The organism is Modestobacter sp. URMC 112, assembly GCF_053502575.1.
The window spans coordinates 615,634-639,742 of record NZ_CP199957.1; the positions used below are offsets into that span (position 1 = coordinate 615,634).

General features: G+C 74.6%; 28 protein-coding genes and 1 tRNA gene. 17 read left to right on the forward strand and 12 right to left on the reverse strand.

Going from position 1 to position 24,109, the window contains the following annotated elements; translation table 11 throughout:
• Positions 1-46 precede the first annotated feature (46 nt).
• Complete coding sequence (locus ACWIX6_RS02905) at positions 47-586, reverse strand: GtrA family protein (protein ID WP_448615350.1); 540 nt, start codon at positions 584-586, stop codon at positions 47-49.
• Positions 587-778: 192 nt separating this feature from the next.
• Between ACWIX6_RS02905 and ACWIX6_RS02910 the strand changes: the two genes are divergently transcribed.
• The 6 genes from ACWIX6_RS02910 (at position 779) to ACWIX6_RS02935 (ending at position 4,714) form a co-directional block, all read left to right on the forward strand.
• Entirely contained in the window at positions 779-1,243 is a 465-nt protein-coding gene (locus tag ACWIX6_RS02910; RefSeq protein WP_448615351.1) for a hypothetical protein, read from the forward strand.
• On the forward strand, positions 1,240-1,689 hold the full coding sequence (locus ACWIX6_RS02915) for a VanZ family protein (RefSeq protein WP_448615352.1): 450 nt from the start codon (positions 1,240-1,242) through the stop codon (positions 1,687-1,689). Before ACWIX6_RS02910 ends, ACWIX6_RS02915 begins: the two co-directional genes overlap by 4 nt.
• Complete coding sequence (locus ACWIX6_RS02920; RefSeq protein WP_448615353.1) at positions 1,686-2,579, forward strand: Rieske 2Fe-2S domain-containing protein; 894 nt, start codon at positions 1,686-1,688, stop codon at positions 2,577-2,579. The genes ACWIX6_RS02915 and ACWIX6_RS02920 overlap by 4 nt, the downstream gene beginning before the upstream one ends.
• A 19-nt stretch (positions 2,580-2,598) precedes the next feature.
• Entirely contained in the window at positions 2,599-3,501 is a 903-nt protein-coding gene (locus ACWIX6_RS02925) for a hypothetical protein (protein ID WP_448615354.1), read from the forward strand.
• A 348-nt stretch (positions 3,502-3,849) separates the two neighbouring features.
• Positions 3,850-4,578, forward strand: a complete 729-nt coding sequence (locus ACWIX6_RS02930) for an ANTAR domain-containing protein (protein ID WP_448615355.1) — start codon at positions 3,850-3,852, stop codon at positions 4,576-4,578.
• 63 nt (positions 4,579-4,641) lie between these two features.
• Positions 4,642-4,714 (forward strand) — tRNA-Lys (locus ACWIX6_RS02935).
• 131 nt (positions 4,715-4,845) lie between these two features.
• Here ACWIX6_RS02935 and ACWIX6_RS02940 read toward each other — a convergent pair.
• Positions 4,846-5,136 carry a hypothetical protein gene (locus ACWIX6_RS02940; RefSeq protein WP_448615356.1) on the reverse strand — a complete coding sequence of 97 codons (291 nt, stop codon included), beginning with the start codon at positions 5,134-5,136 and terminating at the stop codon, positions 4,846-4,848.
• 355 nt (positions 5,137-5,491) lie between these two features.
• Here ACWIX6_RS02940 and ACWIX6_RS02945 point away from each other — a divergent pair, with 355 nt between their 5' ends.
• The 3 genes from ACWIX6_RS02945 to ACWIX6_RS02955 are packed head-to-tail and all read left to right on the forward strand — an operon-like array spanning position 5,492 to position 6,880.
• The gene (locus ACWIX6_RS02945) at positions 5,492-5,710 is read left to right on the forward strand and encodes an ArsR/SmtB family transcription factor (protein ID WP_448615357.1); all 219 of its coding nucleotides are present in this window, start codon (positions 5,492-5,494) and stop codon (positions 5,708-5,710) included.
• 19 nt (positions 5,711-5,729) lie between these two features.
• On the forward strand, positions 5,730-6,425 hold the full coding sequence (locus ACWIX6_RS02950; protein WP_448615358.1) for an aquaporin: 696 nt from the start codon (positions 5,730-5,732) through the stop codon (positions 6,423-6,425).
• A gap of 35 nt (positions 6,426-6,460) precedes the next feature.
• Positions 6,461-6,880 (forward strand): arsenate reductase ArsC, encoded by a 420-nt coding sequence (locus ACWIX6_RS02955; RefSeq protein WP_448615359.1) that lies wholly within the window; start codon positions 6,461-6,463, stop codon positions 6,878-6,880.
• A 16-nt stretch (positions 6,881-6,896) separates the two neighbouring features.
• Here ACWIX6_RS02955 and ACWIX6_RS02960 read toward each other — a convergent pair whose 3' ends face one another.
• Both ACWIX6_RS02960 and ACWIX6_RS02965 read right to left on the reverse strand, forming a co-directional pair.
• Complete coding sequence (locus ACWIX6_RS02960) at positions 6,897-8,135, reverse strand: MFS transporter (protein WP_448615360.1); 1,239 nt, start codon at positions 8,133-8,135, stop codon at positions 6,897-6,899.
• Positions 8,125-9,558 (reverse strand): FAD-dependent oxidoreductase, encoded by a 1,434-nt coding sequence (locus ACWIX6_RS02965; protein ID WP_448615361.1) that lies wholly within the window; start codon positions 9,556-9,558, stop codon positions 8,125-8,127. The genes ACWIX6_RS02960 and ACWIX6_RS02965 overlap by 11 nt, the downstream gene beginning before the upstream one ends.
• A gap of 91 nt (positions 9,559-9,649) precedes the next feature.
• Here ACWIX6_RS02965 and ACWIX6_RS02970 point away from each other — a divergent pair, with 91 nt between their 5' ends.
• On the forward strand, positions 9,650-10,012 hold the full coding sequence (locus ACWIX6_RS02970; protein WP_448615362.1) for an ArsR/SmtB family transcription factor: 363 nt from the start codon (positions 9,650-9,652) through the stop codon (positions 10,010-10,012).
• A 36-nt stretch (positions 10,013-10,048) separates the two neighbouring features.
• Here ACWIX6_RS02970 and ACWIX6_RS02975 read toward each other — a convergent pair whose 3' ends face one another.
• Genes ACWIX6_RS02975 through ACWIX6_RS02985 form a run of 3 tightly spaced genes read right to left on the reverse strand, consistent with a single transcriptional unit; the run spans position 10,049 to position 12,297 of the window.
• Positions 10,049-10,663 (reverse strand): dihydrofolate reductase family protein, encoded by a 615-nt coding sequence (locus tag ACWIX6_RS02975; RefSeq protein ID WP_448615363.1) that lies wholly within the window; start codon positions 10,661-10,663, stop codon positions 10,049-10,051.
• Between the two features lie 16 nt (positions 10,664-10,679).
• A complete protein-coding gene (locus ACWIX6_RS02980; RefSeq protein ID WP_448615364.1) occupies positions 10,680-11,852 on the reverse strand; it encodes a glycosyltransferase in 1,173 nt (390 codons plus the stop codon).
• Between the two features lie 31 nt (positions 11,853-11,883).
• A complete protein-coding gene (locus ACWIX6_RS02985; RefSeq protein ID WP_448615365.1) occupies positions 11,884-12,297 on the reverse strand; it encodes a hypothetical protein in 414 nt (137 codons plus the stop codon).
• A 172-nt stretch (positions 12,298-12,469) separates the two neighbouring features.
• Between ACWIX6_RS02985 and ACWIX6_RS02990 the strand changes: the two genes are divergently transcribed.
• A complete protein-coding gene (locus ACWIX6_RS02990) occupies positions 12,470-13,768 on the forward strand; it encodes a hypothetical protein (protein WP_448615366.1) in 1,299 nt (432 codons plus the stop codon).
• 68 nt (positions 13,769-13,836) lie between these two features.
• Here ACWIX6_RS02990 and ACWIX6_RS02995 read toward each other — a convergent pair whose 3' ends face one another.
• A complete protein-coding gene (locus tag ACWIX6_RS02995) occupies positions 13,837-14,523 on the reverse strand; it encodes a hypothetical protein (RefSeq protein WP_448615367.1) in 687 nt (228 codons plus the stop codon).
• Between the two features lie 137 nt (positions 14,524-14,660).
• Here ACWIX6_RS02995 and ACWIX6_RS03000 point away from each other — a divergent pair, with 137 nt between their 5' ends.
• The 5 genes from ACWIX6_RS03000 (at position 14,661) to ACWIX6_RS03020 (ending at position 17,828) form a co-directional block, all read left to right on the forward strand.
• Positions 14,661-14,984: an HD domain-containing protein gene (locus ACWIX6_RS03000; protein ID WP_448615368.1), complete on the forward strand. Its 324-nt coding sequence runs from the start codon at positions 14,661-14,663 to the stop codon at positions 14,982-14,984.
• Entirely contained in the window at positions 14,954-15,097 is a 144-nt protein-coding gene (locus tag ACWIX6_RS03005; protein ID WP_448615369.1) for a hypothetical protein, read from the forward strand. Before ACWIX6_RS03000 ends, ACWIX6_RS03005 begins: the two co-directional genes overlap by 31 nt.
• 115 nt (positions 15,098-15,212) lie before the next feature.
• The gene (locus tag ACWIX6_RS03010) at positions 15,213-15,920 is read left to right on the forward strand and encodes a hemerythrin domain-containing protein (RefSeq protein ID WP_448615370.1); all 708 of its coding nucleotides are present in this window, start codon (positions 15,213-15,215) and stop codon (positions 15,918-15,920) included.
• Between the two features lie 43 nt (positions 15,921-15,963).
• Entirely contained in the window at positions 15,964-16,995 is a 1,032-nt protein-coding gene (gene mgrA / locus ACWIX6_RS03015) for an L-glyceraldehyde 3-phosphate reductase (RefSeq protein WP_448615371.1), read from the forward strand.
• Between the two features lie 92 nt (positions 16,996-17,087).
• Positions 17,088-17,828, forward strand: a complete 741-nt coding sequence (locus tag ACWIX6_RS03020; protein WP_448615372.1) for an enoyl-CoA hydratase-related protein — start codon at positions 17,088-17,090, stop codon at positions 17,826-17,828.
• A 44-nt stretch (positions 17,829-17,872) separates the two neighbouring features.
• On the opposite strand, the gene ACWIX6_RS03025 is transcribed toward ACWIX6_RS03020, so the two are convergent.
• Positions 17,873-18,901, reverse strand: a complete 1,029-nt coding sequence (locus ACWIX6_RS03025; protein WP_448615373.1) for a YihY/virulence factor BrkB family protein — start codon at positions 18,899-18,901, stop codon at positions 17,873-17,875.
• A gap of 304 nt (positions 18,902-19,205) precedes the next feature.
• Here ACWIX6_RS03025 and ACWIX6_RS03030 point away from each other — a divergent pair, with 304 nt between their 5' ends.
• Positions 19,206-19,376: a hypothetical protein gene (locus ACWIX6_RS03030; RefSeq protein WP_448615374.1), complete on the forward strand. Its 171-nt coding sequence runs from the start codon at positions 19,206-19,208 to the stop codon at positions 19,374-19,376.
• A gap of 411 nt (positions 19,377-19,787) precedes the next feature.
• On the opposite strand, the gene ACWIX6_RS03035 is transcribed toward ACWIX6_RS03030, so the two are convergent.
• From ACWIX6_RS03035 to ACWIX6_RS03045, 3 genes are all read right to left on the reverse strand, one after another.
• The gene (locus tag ACWIX6_RS03035) at positions 19,788-21,581 is read right to left on the reverse strand and encodes an acyl-CoA dehydrogenase (protein WP_448615375.1); all 1,794 of its coding nucleotides are present in this window, start codon (positions 21,579-21,581) and stop codon (positions 19,788-19,790) included.
• A 119-nt stretch (positions 21,582-21,700) separates the two neighbouring features.
• Positions 21,701-23,464, reverse strand: a complete 1,764-nt coding sequence (locus tag ACWIX6_RS03040) for an MDR family MFS transporter (RefSeq protein ID WP_448615376.1) — start codon at positions 23,462-23,464, stop codon at positions 21,701-21,703.
• Positions 23,461-23,970 (reverse strand): MarR family winged helix-turn-helix transcriptional regulator, encoded by a 510-nt coding sequence (locus ACWIX6_RS03045; RefSeq protein WP_448615377.1) that lies wholly within the window; start codon positions 23,968-23,970, stop codon positions 23,461-23,463. Before ACWIX6_RS03045 ends, ACWIX6_RS03040 begins: the two co-directional genes overlap by 4 nt.
• Positions 23,971-24,109 lie beyond the last annotated feature (139 nt).

Below are 24,109 nucleotides of genomic sequence, written 5' to 3' on the forward strand. Positions count from 1 at the left end.
TCGTTCAACCATCGGACGGAGTCCTGCTACCCGGGCCGGGCCGGTCTCACTCCCGGGTGAGGGTCCCGGTGGAGAACACCCAGGCGCGGAGCGCCACGAAGCGGAGCGCGCCGATCGCGCCGGTGACCGAGGTGACCAGCGCGATCTGCGCGAGGGCCGGCACCTCGCCGAAAAGGGCGGCGCAGCCGGCCAGGGCGAGCGAGGTCGCGACCAGCCCGACCACGGCCAGGCCGCCGCCCTCCCACTGGGCCGTGAACCAGGAGACGCGTTCCCCGGCGTGGAAGGTCAGCCGGCGGTGCAGCTCGTTGGCCAGCACGGTCGAGCAGACCGCCCCGATGACGTTGGCCAGTTGGTCGCCGAGGCCCTGGGCGGCGAGGAACACCAGCCCGTAGAGCAGGGTGGACAGCCCACCGACCAGGACGAACCGGGCGAACTGGCCGATCGTGTCGTCGCCGCGCAGGTGTTCGCGGGCGTGGGACAGCGCGTCGGTGAGCCGGTGCAGGACGAACGGTGATGCCAGGTCAGCCACCTGCGCCCCGGTGGCGCCCGCCGGCTGGCCGCGGCGGAGCACGGAGGGGCAGGTCACCGGGGCCCTCCTGACGATCGGGGTGGGGCGGTCGGACACGAGCAGGGTCGACCGATCGATGATCGGGGCAACCAGTGTCCATGCCGAGGTGTTCCCAGCGCCACGGGATTTCACCCGGCATCCGGGTCGGCACCCGGGTAGCTCACAGCCGGTGTCCAGCCGGCTCCCGGCCGTGCGGGGAACGGTGGGGTCATGGACGCCCCGGCACCGCACACCTGGCTGTACGACCCCGTGCGCAGTGCGCAGGCGGTGCGGGCACACCGTCCCTCCGCCAGCGGCGCGGCCACCTGCGTGGTGTCCGACGTCCTCTGGGGCGACGTGCTGTCCCTGGTCCGCTGGGCGCGGGCGACGTCGGTCTGCGCGGACGACCTGCGGGCCGGCGCGGCCTGGCGGACCGCGGCCGCGGCCGCCGCGCTGCTGCGACGGCTGCCGTCGCTGTGCGACGAGCTGGGGGAGCCCTGGACGGCGCCGGACGCGCGGACGACCACCGGTCCGGCCCGGCGGGGACTGCAGCGGTCGGCGGAGCGGCTGGCCGACCGGCTGGCGACACCTGGGGACCGGACACCGGTCCGGGAGCTCGCGGCCGACGTCGACGCGCTCGGGGCCGCCGCCCTCGCCGTCCTGGTCGAGAGCACCGACTGGGCGGCGTCCCGGTGACCCCCGCCGTCCGTCGCGGCTTGGACTCGGGGCTGGCCGCCCTGACCCTGCTGGTCGCCGTCCTCACCCTCACCCCGGCCGGGCCCGGCGGCTGGGCGTGGGGCGACCCCGGGACCGAGCTGCGCTGGTACCTCACCGGCCTCGGCGACCCGGCCACCGCCGGGCAGCTGGTCGGCAACCTGGCGCTGCTGGCGCCGGTCGCCGTGCTGGCCGTGGCGCGGTGGCCGGGACTTCGCTCGGCGGGCCGGCTGGCGGCCGCGTCGCTCACCGTGGCGGTGGGGATCGAGACCCTGCAGTGGCTGCTCCCGCTGGGCCGGGTCGTCTCCCCGGTCGACGCAATCCTCAACGTGCTCGGTGCCGTCGTCGCCGGGGGTGCCGCGGCGCTGGTCCTCGGTCACGGCGGGGCCGGTTCCCCGACGTCCCAGCGGGTAGGGGCAGGCGCATGAGCCTGCTGGGTTTCCTGGACCGCCTCGCCGACAAGCCCACCCTCGACGGCGCCATCGAGCCGGCGCACAAGGCGGTCAACGCCCTGCTGCGGCCGCAGGCGCTCAAGGACGCCCTGCACGGCACCTGGCTCGGGCACCCGCTGCACCCGATCCTGGCCCAGGTCCCGGTGGGCACGTGGACGTCCGCCGGCCTCCTCGACCTGGTCCCGGGCGCCCGCCCCGCGGCCACCCTGCTGATCGGCACGGGGGTGGCGGCCGCCGTCCCCACCGCGCTGGCCGGAGCCGCGGACTGGTCCGAGCAGGGCATCGGCGTCCGGCGGCTCGGCGCGGTGCACGCGGTCGGGAACACCCTGGCGCTGGGCCTCTACATCGGCTCGCTGGTCGCGCGGGCGCGGGGCGCGGCCACGCTGGGCCGGGTGCTGTCCTACAGCGGCCTGGGCGTGGCCACCGGCTCGGCGGCACTGGGCGGCCACATGTCCTACGCGCAGTCCTCCGGCGCCTCGCACGCCGCGCCGGCGGCGCAGGCGATGACCCGCGAATGGGTGGACCTCGGGCCGCTGGACGACCTGGCCGACGGCCGGCCCACCCTGCGGACGGCGGACTCCGAGGGACAGGGCCCGCCGGTCCCGCTGGCCGTCGTCCGGCGCGGGCCCCGGGTGGACGCCTTCCTCAGCGCCTGCTCGCACCTGGCCGGCCCGCTGGCCGAGGGGACGGTCGAGGAGGTGCGGGGCTCGGACTGCCTGGTCTGCCCGTGGCACGGCTCGGCCTTCGACCTGTCCAACGGCCAGCCGCGCCGGGGACCGGCCGCCAACCCGCAGGAGAAGCTCGAGGTCCGCTACGAGAGCGGGCGCGTCCTCGCGCGCCTGCCGGGCCGTCACATCGAGGGCTGAGCTCCTACGCTGCGCTGCCATGCGGAGCGCGGCGCCGGCGACGTTGGCCGCGGTCTGTCTGCTGGTGTCCGGCTGCGCCGCCGAGCGTGCGCCGGTGTCCGCTCCCGGGTCGAGCTCGCCGTCCGCGGCCCCGCCGTCCGCGGCCCAGCCGTCCGCGGCCCAGCCGTCCGCGGAGCAGGCGCCGGCCACGGTGCCCGGCATGGCCGCTGAGGTCATCCGGTACCGCACCGACGAGGCCGCCGGTGGCCGGGTGCAGGTGCTGCTCACCGACACCGGGGACGTGCCGTTCTCTGTCACCGGGGTGGCGCTGGAGTCGCCGGGGTTCGAACGGCTGCCGGCCACACCGGTGTCGGCCGACTTCACCCCCGGGCGGACGATCGCGCTGCCGGTCCCCTTCGGCGCCGTGCGGTGCGCGTCGTCGCCCGAGCCGGCCGTGGCCCGGCTGACCGTCGTCAGCCCGGACGGTGCGGTGGAGGAGCTGCGGGTGCCGGCGACGGGCAGCACGCTGGCCCGGGTGCACAAGCTGGAGTGCGCCGTCGCCGCGGTCGGGGAGGTCATGGACGTCGTGCTGGAGGGCCTCACCCCGGGCCCGGAGGGTGACCGCCTGCTGGGCGTGGTGGTCCTCTCCCGCCGGGTGCCCGACGCGGCGGTGCAGGTGACCGACCTGGGCAGCAGCGTCCTGCTGGCGCCCGAGCTGGACGGGTCCCTGCCCGTGGCGCTCCCGGACGCCGGGGAGCTGCGGATGCCGGTGTCCTTCCGGGTGGCCAGCTGCGCCCCGCACGTCCTCGCGGAGGCGAAGAAGCCGTTCGTCTTCCCGCTCACCGTCGTGCTGGACGACGGGGAACCGGCGCTGGTCGACCTGCCCGTGGACCAGGCGCAGCGGGACGCGCTGCTGGCGCTGGTCGAGGACGTGTGCGGCTGACGTGGTTCCCGACACCGGCCTCCGGGCAGGGGTGACGGGTGTTCTTCCTCTTCTCCAGCCGGCTCGGCTGCCTGGGCAGCCTGCTGGTGTCCGCGGTGCTCACCCTGCTCGTCCTGCTGGTGCTCGACGTGATCTGAGCCCGCTCCGGCCGGACCGGGCAGGACGGAGCCGCAGGTCGATCGGGGGACTGCGACACCGGAGGTTGTCCGACGCGCGTAGCGTGGACCGTACGCCCGGGCGACCGGGTGTGGAGTGCGTCAGGCAGCGGCGTGCCCACCTGCGCAGGGCCCAGCTCGGGTTCCGCAGCCGGGGCCGCCCGCCCCGGTGCCAGCAGACCGGAGCACTGCCATGGCCACGACCCACCACTCTCGATCCAGCTCCGCCGACGACGCCCTCGAGCAGCTGGGGCGGCTCTCGCTGCGGGAGCTGTCGATGGACAGCCTGCTGCAGACCGTGGCCGACCTCAGCAGGACGGCGATGCCCGGGAGACCGGAGACGTCGGTGCTGCTGCTGGTGGGGGACGAGCCGACGACGATCGTGCACACCGGGCAGCTCGCGCTGGACCTGGACGAGACGCAGTACGAGCGCGGCTCCGGCCCGTGCCTGCACGCGGCCCGGACCGGAGAGCTGACCGAGATCGCCGACACCCGCACCGACCGCCGCTGGCAGGACTACACCCGGCGCGCGGCCGCGCACGGCAACCTGAGCTCGCTGTCCCTGCCGCTGGTGATCGACGCGGGGGCACGGGTCACCGGCGCGCTGAACGTGTACAGCCGGGAGCCGGATGCCTTCGACGAGGGCAGCCGGGAGGTGGCCACCCGGTTCGCCCCCTACGCGGCGGTCGCGGCGGGGAACCTGTACGCCTACCAGAGCGCCCGGGCCATGGCCGACGACCTGCAGACGGCGCTGGAGTCGCGGGCGGTCATCGACCAGGCGAAGGGCATGCTGATGGAGCGGTACCGGCTGACCCCCGAACGCGCCTTCCAGGTGCTCGCCCAGGCGTCGATGAAGGAGAACAAGAAGCTGCGCCAGGTCGCCGAGGAGCTGGTGCGGACCGGGCAGCTGCCCCGCCGGTGACACCCGGCCCTGGCCGTACGCTGCGGAGGCGGGTCCGGCGTCGGCGACGCCCGGCGGACCCGGGGGCCTCTAGCTCAACTGGCAGAGCAGCGGACTTTTAATCCGCGGGTTGTGGGTTCGATCCCCACGGGGCCCACCTTCGCCGACCTGTGCCTCCGGGCGTCCCGACGAGGTGATCTCCCCTGCCGTCGGGGGCGGCGGCAGGGCGGCTCGGACCGTCCCGCCGCAGTGGGACCTACGCGGCGGGCGGCGCGCAGCTGTGACGAGCTACGCCGTCGTCTGCAGCTGGTCCAACTGGTGGACCTCGAAGACCTCCGGTTCGCCAGCCCCCTGGACACCGACCTCGTTGATCACCGGCATCATCTTCTCGCCGAAGGCCTCAAGCTTCTCGGCGGACTCCCAGATCTCGCTGACCTTCAGGTCGCCTTCGGTCCCGAACAGCACGTGCATCTGCAGGCCGTCCGGGGGCCACAGCCCGGCCTCGTCCAGACGGCGGCTCACCTCGTCGTACTGCTGACGCGTCAAGCCGACGACGGGATAACGCACGACGATGCTCATGGCGGACCTCCCGGGAACGGACTCGGGCCCGGGCGGGGCCGCCCGGATGTGGACGAGGGGACGGTACGGCCGATCGAGCCGGGAACGGCCCATCGCTGGAGCCGCGGACGGCTCGCGTGCGTGGCGACTACCCACCGGCCACCTCCGTCCACGGCCGGCCACGGGCGGCTCGCCAAGGGGTGTGCCGTGTCCAGGCGCAGCGGTCCCGGGGTCAATCACCTGTTCGGTTCACGTGCGGCGGCAGCTCGATTTCCCCTCAGTCTGTGCTGACGTCAGCCGTGACGGACGAGTTGTTGCCGGCGCTCAGCGCTCCGACGCGAGCGGCCATCGTCGAGGCGCTCAGCGCCGAGCAGCTGTGCGTCTGCCACCTCGTCGTGCTCACGGCGCCACCAGCTCCAACCTCTCCAACCACCTGAAGGTGCTGCGCGAACTCGGCGTGTGCGTGGCCGAGCCGGCCGGCCGCTTCACCTACTACCGGCTCCGTCCCGAGGTGCTCGAGGCGGTGTCGGCGCACTACGCGCGGCTGGCCTCCCGAGCCCGGCTGGCGCTGGCGGTGAAGCGTCCGTGCGAGTGACCCTGCTGGCCCGCCAGCGGTGGCGGAGTTCCTCGGCTCCGCCGGCCTGGTCGCCGTCGTCGTCGGGTCGGGCATCGCGGCCCAGCGGCTGTCGACCGACGCCGGCCTGCGGCTGCTGGAGAACGCACTCGTCACCGGCGCCGCATTGGCCGCGCTCATCCTCGTCTTCGGCCCGGTCTCCGGCGGCCACATCAACCCCGTCGTCACCCTCGCGGACCGTGTGCTCGGCGGGGTCGCCAACGGCCAGGTCGCGGTCTCCCTGCCGGCCCAGTTCGCGGGTGGCGCCGTGGGGGCGATCGCGGCCGACCTGATGTTCGACCTGCCGGCGGTGAGCATCGCGGCGACGGAGCGGACCGGCGGTGGACTGTGGCTGCCGGAGGTCGCCGCGGCGTACTGGTGGGGGTCGAGCACGTCGGTGGCCAACCCGCAGGCAGCCGTGGCCCGGATGCTGTCGAACGGCTACGCGGGCATCCCCCCGTCGTCGGTGCCCTCGTTCGTCCTGATGCAGGTGATCGGGACCGCGGCCGCCGTCGCCGTGGCCGTGCTGCTGTACCCGCAGGTGGACGACGTCGCCGCAGACGTCGTCGTGCTGCACGAGACCCCGGCTCCCCCGGCTCCGGCCGCTCGGCCCGACCCCGGGACCATCGGTGCCGCACGCCGCCCCCGTCCGGCCGGCCAGGCCGTCCGCGACCACGACGACCGGTCGGCGCGTTGACCGCGCCCGGTCACCGACCCGAAGGAGATCCCACCGTGTCCGACACGCCCAGCGTCCTGTTCGTCTGCGTGCACAACGCCGGCCGCTCCCAGATGGCCGCCGGGTGGCTGCGTCACCTCGCCGGGGACGCCGTCGAGGTCCGCTCGGCCGGCTCCCTGCCCGGCGACCGGATCAACCCGTCCGCCGTGCAGGCGATGGCCGAGGTCGGCGTCGACATCACCGACCAGCGCCCCAAGGTCCTCACCACCGAGGCGGTCGAGGCCTCCGACGTCGTCATCACCATGGGCTGCGGCGACGCCTGCCCGGTCTTCCCCGGCAAGCGGTACCTCGACTGGGACCTCGAGGACCCCGCCGGCAAGGGCGTCGAGTCCGTGCGCCCCGTCCGGGACGAGATCGAGGCCCGTGTCCGTGGCCTGCTCGCCGAGCTCCGGGTCGGGCCGGCCGCCGCTCGCTGAGCGACCGCGTCGCCGCTCAGGTGGGGAGGCCTCGTCGTCCTCCCCACCAGGCCAGCACGGCGGCCGCGACGACGACGGCCGCCAGGAGACCGAAGGCGGTGGCGTAGCTGCCCAGCGCCTCGGCCAGTGCCGTTCCGGCCCACGGCGCCAGCGCGGTCGCTGCGGTGATGGGGGCGGCGAAGAGCCCCGACAGGGTGCCGTAGCGGGCCGTGCCCCAGCGGTCGGAGACCGCCGTGGCCTGCAGCAGCGTGCACGCGCCCCGGGCAGCGCCGAGGGCGATGGCCGCGGCGACGAGGGCGACCGGCGGGCCGCTGAGGACACCGAGCAGCCCGATGCTCAGCGCCGAGGCGCCGATCAGCCCGACGGTCCGCCCGGTCGGGCTGGTGCGCGCGCTGAGTGGCCGGTAGACGACTCGGCCGAGCAGCTGCCCCGCCCCCAGCAGGCCGAGCGTCGTGGCCGCCAGTGAGGTCGAGAGCCCGCGCCCGGTGAGCAGCGGGATCACGGTCAGACTCGCGGCGTACGCCCCGAACGCGGTCAGGGTCAGCGCCGCGGACAGCGTCAGGAACTGGGTGCTGCGCGCCTCGGCCGGCACCCGGCGCGCCCGGTGACCTGCTGCGGACCGCGGGGGCCCCGCCGTCCTCCACGGTGCCCGCAGCATGGTCGCGTGCACCGGGATGGTCACCACGGCCAGCACCGCGGCGAGCACCAGGTAGGCGCCGCGCCACCCCAGGTGCTCGACCAGCACGTTGGTCAACGGGGCGAACAGCGTGCTGGCCAGGCCGGCGACCAGGGTCAGCGTGGTCAGGGCCTGCACCCGCCGGTCGCCGTACCAGCCGGTGAGTGCCGCGAACGCGGCCTGGTAGAAGACCGCGGACATGGCCGCGCCGGCGACCAGCCAGGCCGCCAGGAACGCGGCGTAGTTCGGCGCCAGCCCGATGGCCACGGTCGCCGGGACGGCGAGCACGGAGCCGGCCGTCATCACCCGCCGCGGTCCGAACCGGTCGAGCCAGCGGCCGACCGGGATCCCGGCCAGCGCCGAGACGACCAGGCCGGCCGAGAACGCCGCGGTGGCGGCCGTCGCCGACCAGCCGGTGTCGGCGGTGATCGCCGACACGGCGACCGGGAAAGCGTAGTAGAGCACCCCCCAGCTGGTCACCTCGGTGACGCACAGGCCGATCAGCGCCCGCCGCGGTGAGTGCCCGGGGTCCCCGACCCCCGCGGCGGGCGCTGCGGGCGTCGCCCCGTCAGCCGCCACAGGACGGCGACGACACCGCCACCGGCGCCAGGGCGCTGCCGCAGCACGAGCCGGCTGCCGCCTCGGCCGAGTACCCGTGCGTCGAACCGGTTGCGAAGCCCACGCCGGTGTTCCGGCCGGCCACCTCGGCCGCCTCGCGGACGCCGAGGTCGGTCGAGCACACCCCTGTCGCGGGCAGGGCCAGCTCCACCCGGGACGCGGCCGCCGTGTCGCCGGCCAGGGACGCGGCGATCGAGCGGACCTGCTCGTAGCCGGTGGCCAGCAGGAACGTCGGGGCGCGGCCGTAGGACTTCATGCCCACGACGTAGAAGCCCTCGTCCGGATGCGCCAGCACCGCCTCGCCGTGCGGCGGGACGGTGCCGCAGGAGTGGTGGTTCGGGTCGATCAACGGGGCCAGTCGCGCCGGCGCCTCGACAGCCGGGTCGAGGTCGAGCCGGACCTCGCGCAGCATCTCCAGGTCCGGGCGGAACCCCGTGGCGGCGACCACGGTGTCGACGGTCAGGCTGATCACGGCGCCGTCCCGGCCGCTCCCCGTCACCGTGACGCTCCCGTCGTCGGCCCGAGGAGCCAGCGACGTGATCGTGAACTCGCGGACCAGGCCGACCTCGCCACTGGCGACCGCGGCCCTGAGGCTCGAGCCGAGCAGGCCGCGGGCCGGCAGCCCGTCGGCGTCCCCGCCGCCGTAGAGCCGCGCGGGAGAGCGGCCGCGGATCGCCCAGGTGATCTCGGTGCCCGGCTCCTCCTCCCGCAGCTGCACCAGGGCCAGCAGCGTGGTGGCCGCCGAGTGGCCCATGCCGACCACGAGCGTGTGGCGCCCGGCGAAGCGCTTGCGGTCGGCGCCGAGCACGTCGGGCAGCGGGCCGATCACCCACGGGCCGGCCCGGTCCTCGCCGATCGCCGGCAGCCCGGCTCCGCCCAGCGGGTTGGGTCGCCCCCAGTTCCCCGAGGCGTCGATGACGGCGCGGGCCCGCAGGTCGACGACCTCGCCGTCCCGGGCGGTGCGGACGACGTACGGGCGGCCCGCGCGGCCGACGGTGCGGGTCTTGTCCACGCCCTCCCGGCCGACCGCGAGCACCCGGGTGCCGGTGCGGATGCGGGATGCCAGTTGCGGGGTGGCCGCCAAGGGAGCGAGGTAGAAGTCGACCAGCTCGGCGCCGGTCGGCAGCGCGTCCCGGTCCGGGGACCCCCAGCCGTCCTGCTCGAGCAGCCGGGCCGCGGCGGCGTCGACGTCGTACTCCCACGGGGAGAACAGCCGCACGTGGCCCCACTGCCGGACCGCGGCGCCGACCTGGTCGCCGCCCTCCAGCACGAGGGGCTCCAGGCCACGCTCCAGCAGGTGGACGGCGGCGGCCAGGCCCACCGGCCCGGCGCCAATCACCACGACCGGCAGCTCCGCGGACCCTGCCGACGACACGGTGGCCATGCTGACCAACTCCTCGATCCCTGGACGGCGTCGGCGGCCAACCTAACAGCGTTCGCTGTTTACATCAACATCGACGTGTCATACTGCCGTCATGAGCCAGGACCTGGGTGTGCGGCTGCTGGACCCCGACAGCCTCTCCTCCGCGGCCGAACAGGCCCAACTGCTCGCCCCGCAGCTCAAAGCGCTGTCCGATGCCAACCGGCTGCACCTGCTCCTGCTGCTCGCCGAGGGGCCGCACACCGTCCGCGAGCTCACCGACGCGTCCGGGATGAGCCAGACCCTGGTCAGCCACCACCTCGCCCCGCTGCGCGACCAGGGTCTGGTGACCCTCGAGCCCCGGGGCCGCAGCAACGTCTACTCGCTGTGCTGCGAGGCGCTCGCCGGCCCCGTCCGGCTGCTGGCCACGCTGGCCGCCACGACCCCCGAGGGTGCCGAGGCCTGCTGCGCTCCCTGACGTCGTCCGGCCCGCCCTCGTCGTCGATGCCGCAGGTCAGGGCCGGGTCAGCACGCGGTAGGTCACGTGGACGACCGAGCTCGCCGCCCGGGACTCCAACTGCTCCAGGTCCAGCGGCGGGACGCCGTCGAACAGCCGCGTGCCGGCGCCAAGCGTCAACGGCGCGATGTGCAGGCGCAGCTCGTCGACGAGGCCGGCGGCGAGGTACTGGTTGACCGTCGTCGCGCCGCCGACGACCGAGACCTCGCCGTCCCCGGCCGCCCCCCGCGCCCGAGCCAGAGCGGACCCGATCCCGTCGGTGACGAAGTGGAACGTGGTGCCGCCGGCCATCGGCTGCGGGTCGCGTGGGTGGTGGGTGAGCACGAAGACCGGAGCGTGGAAGGGCGGGTCGTCGCCCCACCAGCCCGCCCACTGTCGGTCCCACCCGCCACGCACGGGGCCGAACATGTTGCGGCCCATGACGAATGCCCGGGCGGAGGTCATCCGGTCGACCTCGGCCCGGTTCTCGTCCAGGGCGTCGAACATCCAGGCGTGCAGCCGAGCACCCGAGCCGTCCCCGCCGTCGTCGCCGAACGGGCGATCCTCGGTCTGGTGGTGTCCGGCCGAGTACCCGTCGGCCGAGATGGTCAGGTCGCAGGTCACCCTGGTCATCGCTCGCTCCTCGGCATCAGCCGTCCGGTCCTGGCGGTCCCGCTGGCGGGCCGGGCTGTCGCTCGACCACGGCGACGCAGGAGTCCACCGGCGGGAGCGCCGCGATGTCGGCGGCCACCTCCTGGGCGGCCACCCGGTACGACCCGTCGACCAGCAGGCTCCGCACCGCACCCGCCAGTGACGAGAGGTCCTCGGCGCCCTGGAGAGCGATGCCGGCGCCGATCTCCTGCACCCGCGCCGCGTTCAAGAACTGGTCGGAGGAGAACAGCGGCACGACGACCATCGGGACACCGGCCGCGAGGCCCGCCATGGTCGTGCCGAACCCGCCGTGCCCGACCATCGCCGACGCGTGCGGCATCACGTCCCGCTGGGGCCACCACCGTTCCACGTGCACGTCGGGCGGCAGGGGTGCCAGCGCCTCGGGGTCACCGGCCGCACCGACGGTGAGCAGCACCCGCGCCGGCACCTCGGCGAGCGCCGCGACCACGTCGGCGTAGATCCCGCGGAACCTCGGCATGCCGGCGGTCACCGACCCGAAGGAGACGTACACCAGCGGCTTCCCGTCGTCGTCCCACCACCTCGGCAGCGCAGCAGCCGCGGGGTCCACCTCGTCGCCCCGGTACCGGTGGGTCGCCGCGGGGTCCCCGCGCCGCGGCGCGTCCAGCCGCGCGGGCACGGAGGTGAGCCTCGGGACGGTGAGCAGCCCGTCGGCGCCCGACCCGCAGCCGTGCTCACGCAGCGGCCCGTCGAGCAGCGGGAGGATGAACTCCTCGAACGACCCCAGGCCGATCGCGAGCTGCAGGTGCGGCGTGCCCGTCTCGACGGAGACGACGTAGGACGCCAGCTCCGCGGGTTCGCGGAGGACGACGTCGGGCCGCCACTCCCGGACGACCGCCCGGACGCCCGGCAACGCGGCCCGGGTGTCGATGCGCCCGAACACCTCGCCCACCACCAGCACGTTCGCCTCGACCCTGGTCAGGGACGGGACCTGTGCGAACACGGCGTCCAGCTCGTCCGGTGGTGCATCGGCGAACGGGACGTGGGTCAGCCCGGCCCGCTCCACCACCGGCGCGAACGACGCGGGTGCGGCCACCCGCAACTCATGGCCGGCGTCGAGCAGCGCCCGGGCGACCGGCACCATCGGGCCGAAGTGCCCGGCCCCCGCCGTCGTCGCCAGCAGGACCCGCACGTGGTGCTCCTCCGCGTCGGCGGACCGGCCGCTACTGCTCGTCGCGGTCGGCCGGCTGCTGGGCGTGCTCGGCGGGCTGCCGGCAGTCGGGCGCCTCGTCCCCGGCCCCTTCCGGCGGGTGCGACCGGCCGGGGGAGCGGCGCTGCGGCAGCGGCTCGCCGTCCTTCACCAGCCGCAGGTGCGGACCGGTGCGGATGCTCGCCTCCGGGTCGTCCACCAGCGGGAGTCCGGCCGCCCGGCGGACCCGGTTCTCCGGCACGTCCAGCGCCCGGGCCAGGTGCACGGCCAGCCCCTCGCTGATCCAGCTGCGTCCGCGGCCGCGGGCCATCCGCTGGAGGGCCTCGGCCGGGAACACCCAGCCCGACCGCCAGGACGCGTCGTCGGGGCTCCGGTCCAGCTCCCACAGGCGGCGCCGGACGAGGTCGTGCAGCGGGTGGCGGGCCATCCGTGCAGGTTAGGTCGGTCGGGCGGCGGTGGCACCCGGTTCTGCGCTGCCACCACCGACGGTCGCCGGACGCCTGCACCGGGTCAGGCTGGGGCTCCGGGTCGGACACCGGGCGGCATGATCGTCCAGCACGTCGTTGCCTCGGGGCCGTCCGGTCCGGAAAGGTGCCCGCGTGAGCGAGGAGGCGCCCCCCACCTCGGCCGTCCACCGTCCCCGACACCCCGAGGTGCCCGTGTCCCCGTCGCCACGCCCCCTGCTCGTCCGCCCGCGCGGAGGAGCCGTCCTCGCCCTGGCGGCGCTGCTCACCGGTGCCCTCGTCCTCGACGTCGGCGACGCCGCGGCCGCCCGGGCCGCGGGCCCGGAACCCGTGACGTACCAGGGGGCGACCTTCCCGACCGCCGGCCCGGCGCCCACCGAGGACAAGCCGCAGAGCAAGCTGTGGTGGAACGACGGCGCCTGGTGGGCACTGATGCGCGTGCCCGCCGGGGTCACCATCCACCGCCTGGTCGAGCACGTCTGGCAGGACACGGGCGTCGTCGTCGACGAGCGGACCGCCAGCACCGGGGACGCGCTGTGGGAGAACGGCCGGCTGTACGTCGCCAGCCGGGTCAGCGGTGGGGACATGCGCGCCGTCCGCTTCTCCTACGACCCGGTCACCGACCAGTACCTCCGCGAGGTCGACCAGCCGGTCACCAGCGCCGGCACCGAGTCGGTGGCCATCGCCCGTGACACGACCGGCCGGCTCTGGGTCGCCTACACGCAGGACTCCCGGGTCCTGGTCGCCACGAGTGCGACGGACGGCGCGACCTGGTCGGCGCCCTTCCCGCTGCCCGTGCCGGACAACGCCGTCGCCGGCGACGACATCGCCGGGATCATCGCCTTCTCCGGCCAGGTCGGCGTCATGTGGTCCGACCAGGGGGACGACGTCATGGGCTTCGCCGTCCACCAGGACGGCGCACCGGACACGGCCTGGACGGCCGAGACCGCGCTCAGCGGGCCCAACCTGGCCGACGACCACCTCAACCTCAAGGCGCTCTCGGGCGACGGGCAGGGACGCATCTTCGCCGCGGTCAAGACCTCCCGCGGCGACGCCGGGGAGGCCGCCACCGACCCGAGCATCGTCGTGCTCCAGCGGAGCGCCGACGGCAGCTGGACCAGCGCCGCGGCCGCGCAGGTGGGCGACCGGCTGACCCGCCCCCAGCTCGCCCTGGACACGACCAACGGCCTGCTGCACGTGCTGATGTCCACGACGAGCGGCGGGACGGTCTACTACAAGACGTCCCCGCTGGGGGCCCTGGCCTTCCCGGCCGGCCCGCCGACGCCCTTCCTCCGCTGGCCCGGGGCCAGCATCAACGACGCCAGCACCACCAAGCAGCCCCTGGACGCCACCACCGGACTCGTCGTGCTGGCCAGCGACGAGGACGAGGGGCGCTACTACCACGCGGAGCTGTCGCTCGGCGCCCTGCCCTGACACCGGTCACGTCCCGGTCCGCCGGACGGCGACCGGGACGGTGACCGGGGGCCGGCCCCGCGCCGGCCTCAGCGGTTGGCGCCGGAGGCCGCGAGCAGGGCCGCCAGCGGCTCGACCTGCGGCTGGAGCAGGTCGGCGAACTGCTGCGGGGCCGGCGACTCCGGCCACCCCTCGGCCGCCGGGTCCACGTACTCGCCACCGGACCCCTCCGTGGCCGTCCGCAGCGTCGCTGCCGCGGCCGCCGGCCGCAGCGGGCCCACCACCACCACCCGGGCGTCGGGGGCTGCGCGCTCCACCGCGCTCATCGTCTCCTCGACGGCCGCCTCCAGCGTGGCGTCCTCGGGGTCGTCGAGCCGGCTGTCCACGAGCAGCACCAGCTGGGTGGCGCCGTCGACCCGCGTCTCCACCTGCGCGGCGAAGGACGGGTCGGCGGTGAACCCCGACCCCGGTGCGGGGACGTCGGTCAGGCTCATCGGGACACCGGCCTCGCCGAGGGCCGCGGTGAGCAGGTCCGGCCAGCCGCCGTCGTCGTCCCGGAGCACCACCGTCCGGACGGCGTCCTGGGGGCCGACCGGCGGGTCCGGCTGGGGGACCGCCGCGCTGCTCTCCGGGCCCGGCGCCGAGGCCGGAGGCGCCGCCTCGGAGGCGGCCGTCTCCCCGCCGCAGCCGGCCAGGACCCCGGCCGCCGCGAGGCCGAGCGCGACGGCCGACGCGCGTCGCCGGCCCGGTGTCGGAGGGGTCCGCTGGCCGGTCATGGCTGCATACTGCCGTCTGCTCGACGCCGGTGGGGACTCCGCCGGCCCGCCGGGTCCGGGGACGCCCCGCCGGGGCGGGACGGGTCCACGCCGGGGACCATGGACCAGCTGACGACCGAGCCCCAGGAGGACAGCACGTGCTGCAGCCCCCGGTCGACGTGCTGCGGGCCGCCGAGATCGCCCGCAGCCACCACCGCTGGCAGACAGACAAGGCCGGCCGCCCCTACTTCGACGCCCACGTGGCCGACGTCCACCGGCGGCTGGTGGAGGAGTCGACGGCCGTGCAGGCGGTCGCGCTGCTGCACGACGTCCTGGAGGACACCTCCTGCACCGAGGAGGAGCTGCGCCGCGAGTTCCCGCTCCACGTCGTGGACGCCGTCGTGGCGCTGACCACCGACCGGGCGAGCCGCTGGAGCACTACTACGCCCGGGTGCGCAGCGACGCGCTGGCCCGCCAGGTGAAGCTCGCCGACATCGCCTCCAACACCGACCCGGCCCGGCTCGCCGAGCTGGACGAGCCGACGCGCAACCGGCTGACCGGGAAGTACCGGACGGCGCTGGCCGCGCTGTCCTGACGGAGGGCGCGCCTCCGGGAGGGATGGTGGTCGGCCGAGAGGTCGGGCACGCCGAGGCATGCGGGGAGCCGGTCCCGGGCACTCCAGGAGCCTCGCCTACCGCACGGAGTCCCTCATGACCCGCTCCATCGCCCACCAGTCCGTCGAGGAGCTCGGCGGACCGGGCAGCGTGCTCGTCCGCCAGCGCAACGACCACGTCGACCTCGACCACCTGTTGAAGGAGCTCGCCGGCACCACCGGCCGCGAGCAGGAGCGGGTGCTGCGCCGCATCGACCGGCTGGTGTTCAGTCACGCCTTCGCCGAGGAGACCGTGCTGTGGCCGGTCGTGCGCCGGGTGCTGCCCGACGGCGACGCGATCACCCTCCAGGTCGAGCAGGAGCACCAGGAGGTGAACGAGCTGGTCAGCACGCTGGAGACCGTCGGCCACGACGACCCCCGGCGGGCCGAGCTGCTGTCCCGGCTGGTGCAGGCGCTGCAGAACGACGTCCGCGAGGAGGAGGACGTCATGTTCCCGCGGCTGCAGGAGCAGCTGGACGGGCCGGCGCTGCGCCGGCTCGGCCGGCAGTGGGAGGTCGCCCGCCGCGTGTCCCCGACCCGGCCGCACCCCACCGTCTCGCGCCGTCCGCCGGGCAACGCGCTGTCCGGGCTGCCGCTCAGCCTCCTCGACCGCACCCGGGACCTGGTGGACGCCGGGGTCCAGCGGGCACCGGAGCGCGTCGCGCCGGCCGGCGAGGCCGTGAGCCGCGGGCTGGCCCTGCTCGCCGGCCTGGTCGAGCGGGTGCCGCTGGCCCGGAAGGGCGACCGGCCGCCGACCAGCCGCTGACCCCGGCACGCGCCGGGCCGGGCCGGAAGGCACGATCACCGGCATGTCCTACAGCGCCGCGGAGTCCCGCTACGAGTCGATGTCCTACCGCAGGTGCGGTGCCAGCGGGCTGGACCTGCCCGCGATCAGCCTCGGGCTGTGGCACAACTTCGGTGACGACGTCCCCTTCGACCGGCAGCGGGACATCCTGCGGCGCGCCTTCGACCGCGGGATCACCCACTTCGACCTGGCCAACAACTACGGCCCGCCCTACGGCTCGGCGGAGGCCAACTTCGGCCGCCACCTGCGCGACTCCTTCGCCGCGCACCGGGACGAGCTGGTGATCTCGACCAAGGCCGGCTACGACATGTGGCCGGGCCCCTACGGCCAGGGCGGCGGCTCCCGCAAGTACCTGACCGCCAGCCTCGACCAGTCGCTGACCCGGATGGGCCTGGACTACGTCGACGTCTTCTACTCCCACCGCTTCGACCCCGGCACCCCGCTGGAGGAGACGATGGGCGCGCTGCACCGCGCGGTGCAGGCGGGCAAGGCCCTCTACGTCGGCGTCTCCTCCTACTCCGCGGCCGACACCGCGCGGGCGGCGGAGATCCTGGCCGACCTCGGGACGCCGCTGCTCATCCACCAGCCCTCCTACTCGATGCTCAACCGCTGGATCGAGGCCGACCGGCTGCTGGACACCCTCGCCGACGCGGGCGCCGGGTGCATCGCGTTCTCCCCGCTGGCCCAGGGGATGCTCACCGACAAGTACCTGGACGGGGTGCCCCAGGGCTCGCGCGCCAGCCAGGGCAAGTCGCTGTCCACCGACCTGCTCACCGAGGAGGCGCTCGGGCACGTCCGCGCGCTGGACGGGGTTGCCCGCTCCCGCGGTCAGAGCCTGGCGCAGCTGGCGCTGGCCTGGGCGCTGCGCGACCCGCGGGTCACGTCGGTGCTGATCGGGGCCAGCAGCGTCCGGCAGCTCGACGACAGCCTCGGTGCCCTGGAGCGGCTGGACTTCACCGACGAGGAACTGGCCGCCATCGACTCCCACGCCGTGGACGCCGGCATCGACCTGTGGGCGGGCTTCCGCAGTTCCTGACCTGCCCGCAGGGGAGGGGAGGACGGCGGCGTGGTCTGATCGCGGGCGACGGGCCGGCACCTCGGCCGGCCCCCTGTCGGCGAGGGAGCCACATGTCCGACGAGGTCCTGCTGGAGGTCGACGAGGGCGTCGCCGTCGTCACGCTGAACGCGCCGGAGCGGCGCAACGCACTCACCCCGTCGATGGCGGCGGACTTCATCGCCGTCCTCGACGAGCTCGACGCCCGACCGGAGGTCGGGGCGGTCGTGGTGCGCGGGGTCGGGAGGTCCTTCTGCGCCGGCGGCGACGTGCAGACGCTCACCGAGGCCGGCCGCGACCCGGCCGCGCCGGACGCCTACGACGGCATGAGCCGGATCTACGACTCCTTCTACCGGCTGGGGCAGGTGTCGGCACCCACGATCGCCGCCGTCCGCGGTTCGGCCGTCGGCGCCGGCATGAACATGCTGCTCGCCGCCGACCTGCGGATCGTGGCGCGCGACGTCCGGCTGCTGTGCGGGTTCCTCAAGCGGGGCATGCACCCCGGCGGTGGGCACTTCGTGATCCTGTCCCGGCTGGTGGGGCGGGAGGCCGCGGCGGCGTTGGCACTGTTCGGCGAGGAGCTGGACGGCGAGCGGGCCGTGGCGCTGGGCCTGGCCTGGGAGACCGTGGACGACGCCGCGGTCGAGGACCGGGCGCGGGAGCTCGCCGTCCGGGTCGCCGCGGACCCGGAGCTCGCCCGGGTGGCCACCCGCAACTTCCGCAAGGAGACCGGGCCGCCGCACGTCAGCTGGGAGGTGGCCACGCAGTTCGAGCGGCCCGCCCAGATGTGGTCCATGCGCCGCTCGGCGGGATGAGAGCGGGCCGGTGCCCGGGGACCCCCGGGCACCGGCCCTCCGCGTCAGGTCGTCTGCTGCGGCTTCGGGGCCTCGCGCGCGTCGAGCTGGATCTCCTTGTCCGCGCGCGGCACCCCCTCCTTCATCTCCTTGGTCCGCTCCATCTCGGCGTCCAGCTCGATGCCGAACAGCAGGGCCAGGTTGATCAGCCAGAACCAGATCAGGAAGACCACCACCCCGGCCAGCGCGCCGTACGTGGCGTTGTAGCTGCTGAAGTTGGCGACGTAGAACGCGAACAGCGCGGAGACCACGACGGCCACCAGGATGGCCACACCCGCGCCGGGGCTGACCCACTTGAAGCCGCGCAGCTTCACGTTCGGGGTGGAGTAGTAGAGGACGGCGATCATCAGCGCCAGCAGGACGAGGATGACCGGCCACTTGACGAAGCTCCAGACGGTCAGCAGCCCCTCGGGGAGCCGGAGGGCCTGGCCGATGGCGTCGACCACCGGGCCGCTGAGGACCAGCGTCGCCAGGATGAACGCGGCGAAGAGGATGCCGATCAGCGTGACCAGCAGCTGGAGCGGCTTGAGCTTCCAGATCTTGCGGCCCTCGGGCGTCTCGTACACCACGTTGGCCGCCCGGGTGAAGGCGCCGACGTAGCCCGAGGCGGACCAGACGGCACCGGCGACACCGAGGATGAGGCCCCAGGAGGCCGTGCCGGTGCTGCCGGCGATCTGCTGGATCACCGGGTTGAGGGTCTCGGCCGCCTGGGCGGGCACGACGGCGGTGATCCCCTCGGTGAGCTGCTGCGGGTCGGTCAGCAGCCCGACCAGCGACAGCAGCGCCGTCAGCGCGGGGAACAGGGCCAGCACCCCGTAGTAGGTCAGCGAGGCCGCCCAGTCGGTCAGCCCGTCCTCGCTGAACTCCGTCAGCGTGCGCTTGAGCGTGCCCCCGGTGGTGGCCTTGCCACCCGCGCCGGTGGGTGCGTAGTCCGAGCGCTGGCCGCTGATGTTGTCGTCGTCGGGCGCGGGGTCGGAGGTCGTCCGGCCGGCTCCCGCTCGCTGGTCGGGATCGGTGCTGCGTGCTCCGGCCATCGGGGCCTCCGGGCGTCGGGGAAGTGTCGTTGCGTCCCTGCCCACGGGCGCGACCGGCCACGCGTGACCCTGGGCGTTTCGGGGGCGGATGAGTCCGTTCCGTGACCCGCAGTGCCCGGATCGGCGGCGTCGTCCGCGGGACACGCCGGGAGTTGCCCCCCGAAAGGGCGATCGTCGTCACACACTGTTCACCCGATCGATGCGCTGGTGCAGGGTTGACCCGACGTCGAGCCGGGAAGTGTGGATGCGACGAACGGCCCGCCCTTCCCCGGCGGGCACCCCGAGTAGGACCTGGAGCGAGCGAATGGTGTTGTGGCCGGCGGTGTCCCTGGTCGGTTTCCTCCTGCTGACGGGTCTGGTGATCTCCATGGGCACCCGATCGACGGCGCGGTACGAGGCCGAGAAGCAGCAGGCGGCAGCACCCCGCGGCCGGAAGGCCGGCGCCGAGGCCATCGGGGCCACAGCAGTCCTGTGAGGAAGGACCCCGCTCTCCTCACGCCTCGCGAGCTCGGGGCGAGCCTCTGAGCGGGGCCGCACAGCAAGACACGCCAGCACGACGACGGCGGCTCCCTCTGGGGGCCGCCGTCGTCGTCTGTCCGGCACCGCTGCAGGGTCCCGCCGCGAGCGTGCGAGTGGCGGGGGGCAGGGTCCGGCCCCGTTCCGAGGCTCGTCCCGGCCCCGCTGCAGGGTCCCGCCGCGAGCTTGCGAGTGGCGGGGGGCAGGGTCAGGCCCCGTTCCGAGGCTCGTCCCGGCCCCGCTGCAGGGTCCCGCCGCGAGCTTGCGAGTGGCGGGGGGCAGGGTCAGGCCCCGTCCCGAGGCTCGTCCAGGCCCCCCTGCAGGGTCCCGCCGCGAGCTTGCGAGTGGCGGGGGGCAGGGGGGTCCTTCTTCAGAACCAGTCGCCGCGCATGTCCAGGACGGTCCGGTCGAGCGAGGCCAGCAGGTCCAGCTGGGGGCCGGTGCGCGGCAGCTCCCAGTGCTGGAAGTACCGCGCCGCCTGGCGCTTGCCGGCGGCGAGGTCGTCGTCCCGGCCCTCCGCGGCGAGCGCCTGCTCCAGCCACAGCCAGCCGACCACCAGGTGGCCGGCCGCCTCCAGGTAGACGCTGGCGTTGGCCAGCGTGACCTGCGGGTCGCCGGCGCCCCACAGCGTGCCGGTCACCTCGACCAGCCGGTCGACCGTGGCGTCGAGGTCGGCGGCCAGGTCGCCCCACGGCGTCCCGGCGGCCCGGGCGGTCGTCGCCGCGATCGTCTCCCGTAGCAGCGCCAGGCCGGCCCCGCCGCCCATCACCACCTTGCGGCCGAGCAGGTCCAGCGCCTGGATGCCGTGCGTGCCCTCGTGGATCGGGTTGAGCCGGTTGTCCCGGTAGAACTGCTCCACCGGGAAGTCCCGGGTGTACCCCGCGCCCCCGTGCACCTGGATGGCGAGGTCGCTGGCCGCCAGGCACCACTGCGACGGCCAGCTCTTCGCGATCGGGGTCAGCACCTCCAGCAGCAGCCGGGCGCGGGCACGGTCGGCCTCGGCCTCGGCGGTCTGCTCCTCGTCGACCAGGCGCGCGCAGTACAGGCCAAGCGCCAGGCCGCCCTCGACGTAGCTCTTGGCGGCCAGCAGCATCCGCCGGACGTCGGGGTGCTCGATGATCGGCACCTGCGGGGTGGCCGGGTCCTTGGCGGCCAGCGGGCGGCCCTGGGCGCGGGTGCGGGCGTACTCGACCGCGTGCAGGTAGCCGGTGTAGCCCAGCGCCGTCGCGCCCATCCCGACGCCGATCCGCGCCTCGTTCATCATGTGGAACATGTAGGTCAGCCCGCGGTGCAGGTCGCCGACCAGGAAGCCGACCGCGCCCGGCCGCCCGCCGGGGGTGTGCACGCCCTCCCCGAAGTTGAGCGCGGTGTTCGTCGTCCCGCGGTAGCCCATCTTGTGGTTCAGGCCGGCCAGCACCACGTCGTTCCGCTCGCCGATCCCGCCGTCGGGCGTGACCAGGTGCTTCGGGACGATGAACAGCGAGATGCCCTTCACCCCGGGTGGACCGCCGGGCACCTTGGCCAGCACGAGGTGAACGATGTTCTCGGTCAGCTCGTGGTCCCCGCCGGAGATCCACATCTTGCTGCCGGTCAGCCGGTACGTCCCGTCGTCCTGGGGGACCGCCCGGGTGGTGATGTCGGCCAGCGACGAGCCCGCCTGCGGCTCGGACAGCGCCATCGTGCCGAACCAGCGGCCCTCGGCCATCGGCGGCACATAGGTCCGCACCTGCTCGGGGGTGCCGTGCGCGACGAGCAGGTTGGCGTTGGCCATGGTCAGGAACGGATAGGCCGAGGTGCCGATGTTGGCCGCCTGGAACCAGGCGTGCACGGCCTGGTTCACCACGGCGGGGAGTTGCAGGCCGCCGAGCTCCTCGGGCAGCGCCGCGGCGGTCATCCCGGCCTCGGCGAACACCTGCAGCGCGGCGGCCACCTCGGGCACCAGCACGACCTTGCCGTCGACCAGGTGCGGCTCGTGCTCGTCGGCGGTCCGGTTGTGCGGCGCGAAGTGCTCCGTGGCGATCTCCGCGGCCAGCTCCAGCACCGCGTCGATGGTGTCCCGGGAGTGCTCGGCGAACCGCGGGCGCTTGCTCAGCGTCTCAACCTGCAGCCAGTCGTGGAGCAGGAAGTCCAGATCGGGACGGGACAGGACCAGTGACGAGCGCACGGGGTACTCCAGGCGGCGACGGCAGGTGTCGGCGGGCGGCGGCCCTCCCGCCAGGTTAGGCCGGGGAGCCGGGACGACGACGGGCCCCTCCTGGTGCGGAGGGGCCCGTCGTCGTCCGGTCAGCCGCGGTGCCGCCCGGCCGGGGGTGTCGGACCGGTGCGGTCCGCGCCGGTGACCGGCGGGGCGGTGGACGTCGGCGCCGCCACACCGGCGGCGTGCTCCGCCGCCTGGCCGGCGTCCTCGCCGTCGGCACCGGACTCCTGCAGCGCCTGGATGCCCGACTTGTTGCTCAACGTGAGCTGCGGCAGGAAGAGGAACACGAAGAACCCGATCGCCACGACGCCCGCGGTGATGAGGAACACCAGGTCGATCGAGTCCGAGAACCCGACCCGGAAGGGCCGGAGCAGCGACTCCGGCGCACCGGCGATCGCCGTGGTGTCGCTGAGGGCGGCGTCGAAGTCGAAGCTGCCGGCCGCGGCCCCCACCGAGGGGTCGGTCCGGGCGGCGTCGGCCACGGCGTTGCCGATGTCGGTGGGCAGCCGGGTGAACAGGACGGACAGGAAGGCCGCCACGCCGATCGTGCCGCCCATCTGGCGGAAGAAGGTGACCGACGAGGTCGCGACGCCCATCTCCCGGGGGGAGACCGAGTTCTGCACGGCGAGGATCACCGGCTGGAAGTTGAACCCGAGCCCCAGGCCGAGCAGGACCATGAACGGCACCAGGGTCCACACCGACGCGTCCGCGGTCACGACGACGGACAGCGACAGCAGGGCCACGGTCATCAGCACGATGCCCACCAGCGGGAAGACCTTGTACCGGCCGGTCCGGGAGATGGCGATGCCCGAGCTGACCGCACCGGCCATGATGCCGGCGACCAGCGGGATCATCTGCAGCCCGGCGACGGTGGCGCTGGAGCCCTGAACGATCTGCAGGTACTGGGGGAGCAGCAGGATGCCGCCGAACATGCCGGCGCCCATCACGATGCTGCCCACGGCCGCCACCGCGAAGCTGCGGTTGCGGAACAGGCGCAGCGGCAGCAGCGCCTCGTCGCCGTAGCCGCGCTCGGCGAGCACGAACGCCACGAAGCCGACCGCGCCGATGGCGTAGCAGGTGATCGCGGAGCCCGAGGCCCAGCCCCAGGTGCGGCCCTGCTCGGCCACGATCAGCAGCGGCACCAGGAAGGTGACCAGCGCCAGGGCGCCGGGCCAGTCGATCCGGTGGTCGCGGCGCTGGTGCGGCAGGTGCAGCACGCGCATGACGACGACGAACGCCAGCACGCCCAGCGGCACGTTGATCAGGAAGATCCAGCGCCAGCCGGTGAGGCCCAGCAGCGAGGACTGCCCGGCCAGGAAGCCGCCGATGACCGGGCCGAGCACGCTGGAGGTGCCGAAGACGGCCATGAAGTAGCCCTGGTACTTCGAGCGCTCCCGCGGCGGCACGATGTCGCCGATGATCGCCAGCGCCAGGGACATGAGCCCGCCGGCCCCGATGCCCTGCAGCGCGCGGTAGGCCGCGAGCTGGTACATCGTGTCGGCGAAGGTGCAGGCCAGCGAGCCGATGACGAAGACGCCGATGGCGAACAGGTAGAACGGCCGGCGGCCGTAGATGTCGCTGAGCTTGCCGTACAGCGGCGTGGTGATCGTCGAGGTGATCAGGAACGCCGTCGTCGCCCAGGCCTGCAGGTCGTAGCCCTGCAGGTCGTCGGCGATGGTGCGGATCGCGGTCGACACCACCGTCTGGTCGAGCGCGGCCAGGAACATGCCGAGCATCAGGCCGACCAGGATGGTGACGATCTGGCGGTGGGTGAACATGCCGTCGGCGTCCGGCGCGGCCGCGGCCGCCCGGCGGTCGGCCGCGGTGCCGCGGTCGCTGGTCTGCGTCATCGGTCCTTCTCGGTGCAGGGGGAGGACCCGCCGAGGGCGGGCAGGTGGGCGGTCAGGTCTTGCACGAAGCGGTGCAGCTGACGGGTGAAGGCGGCACGCTCGCCGGGCGGCCACTCCGCGGTGACGCGCTCGAGGAGGCTGTCGCGCTCGCGGCGCATGGCGTCGAGCACGGCCTCGCCGTCGGCGGTGACCACCAGCCGGCTGGCCCGGCCGTCCTGCTCGTCGGCCACCCGGCGGACCAGCCCGCGCTCCACCAGCAGGGTGACGTGCCGGCTCACTGTCGACGGGTCGATGTGGGCCAGCTCGGCCAGCGCGCCCTGGCGGAGGGGGCCGAGCCGGGTCAGCGGGAACAGCAGCACGTGCGCCGCCCGCTCGCGGGCCTCGGCGCCGGAGCCAGAGGCGTGCAGGGAGCCGGACTTGACGGCGTGCAGCACGCGGGCGAGCCGGGCCAGCTCGTCGGACAGCGAGAGCTCGCTGTCCGGCGGGGCGCCAGGGGATGCGGTCACGGACACTCCGGGGGACGGACGGCGGCGCGCACCAGCGCGCCCAGGAACAGTTGCACGGTACAAGCCGTTGTGCGGTGCACGCAATCAGTTGCGGCGTGCACGGATCCGTGTCGTCCGCCACCACCGGCGGGATGGGACC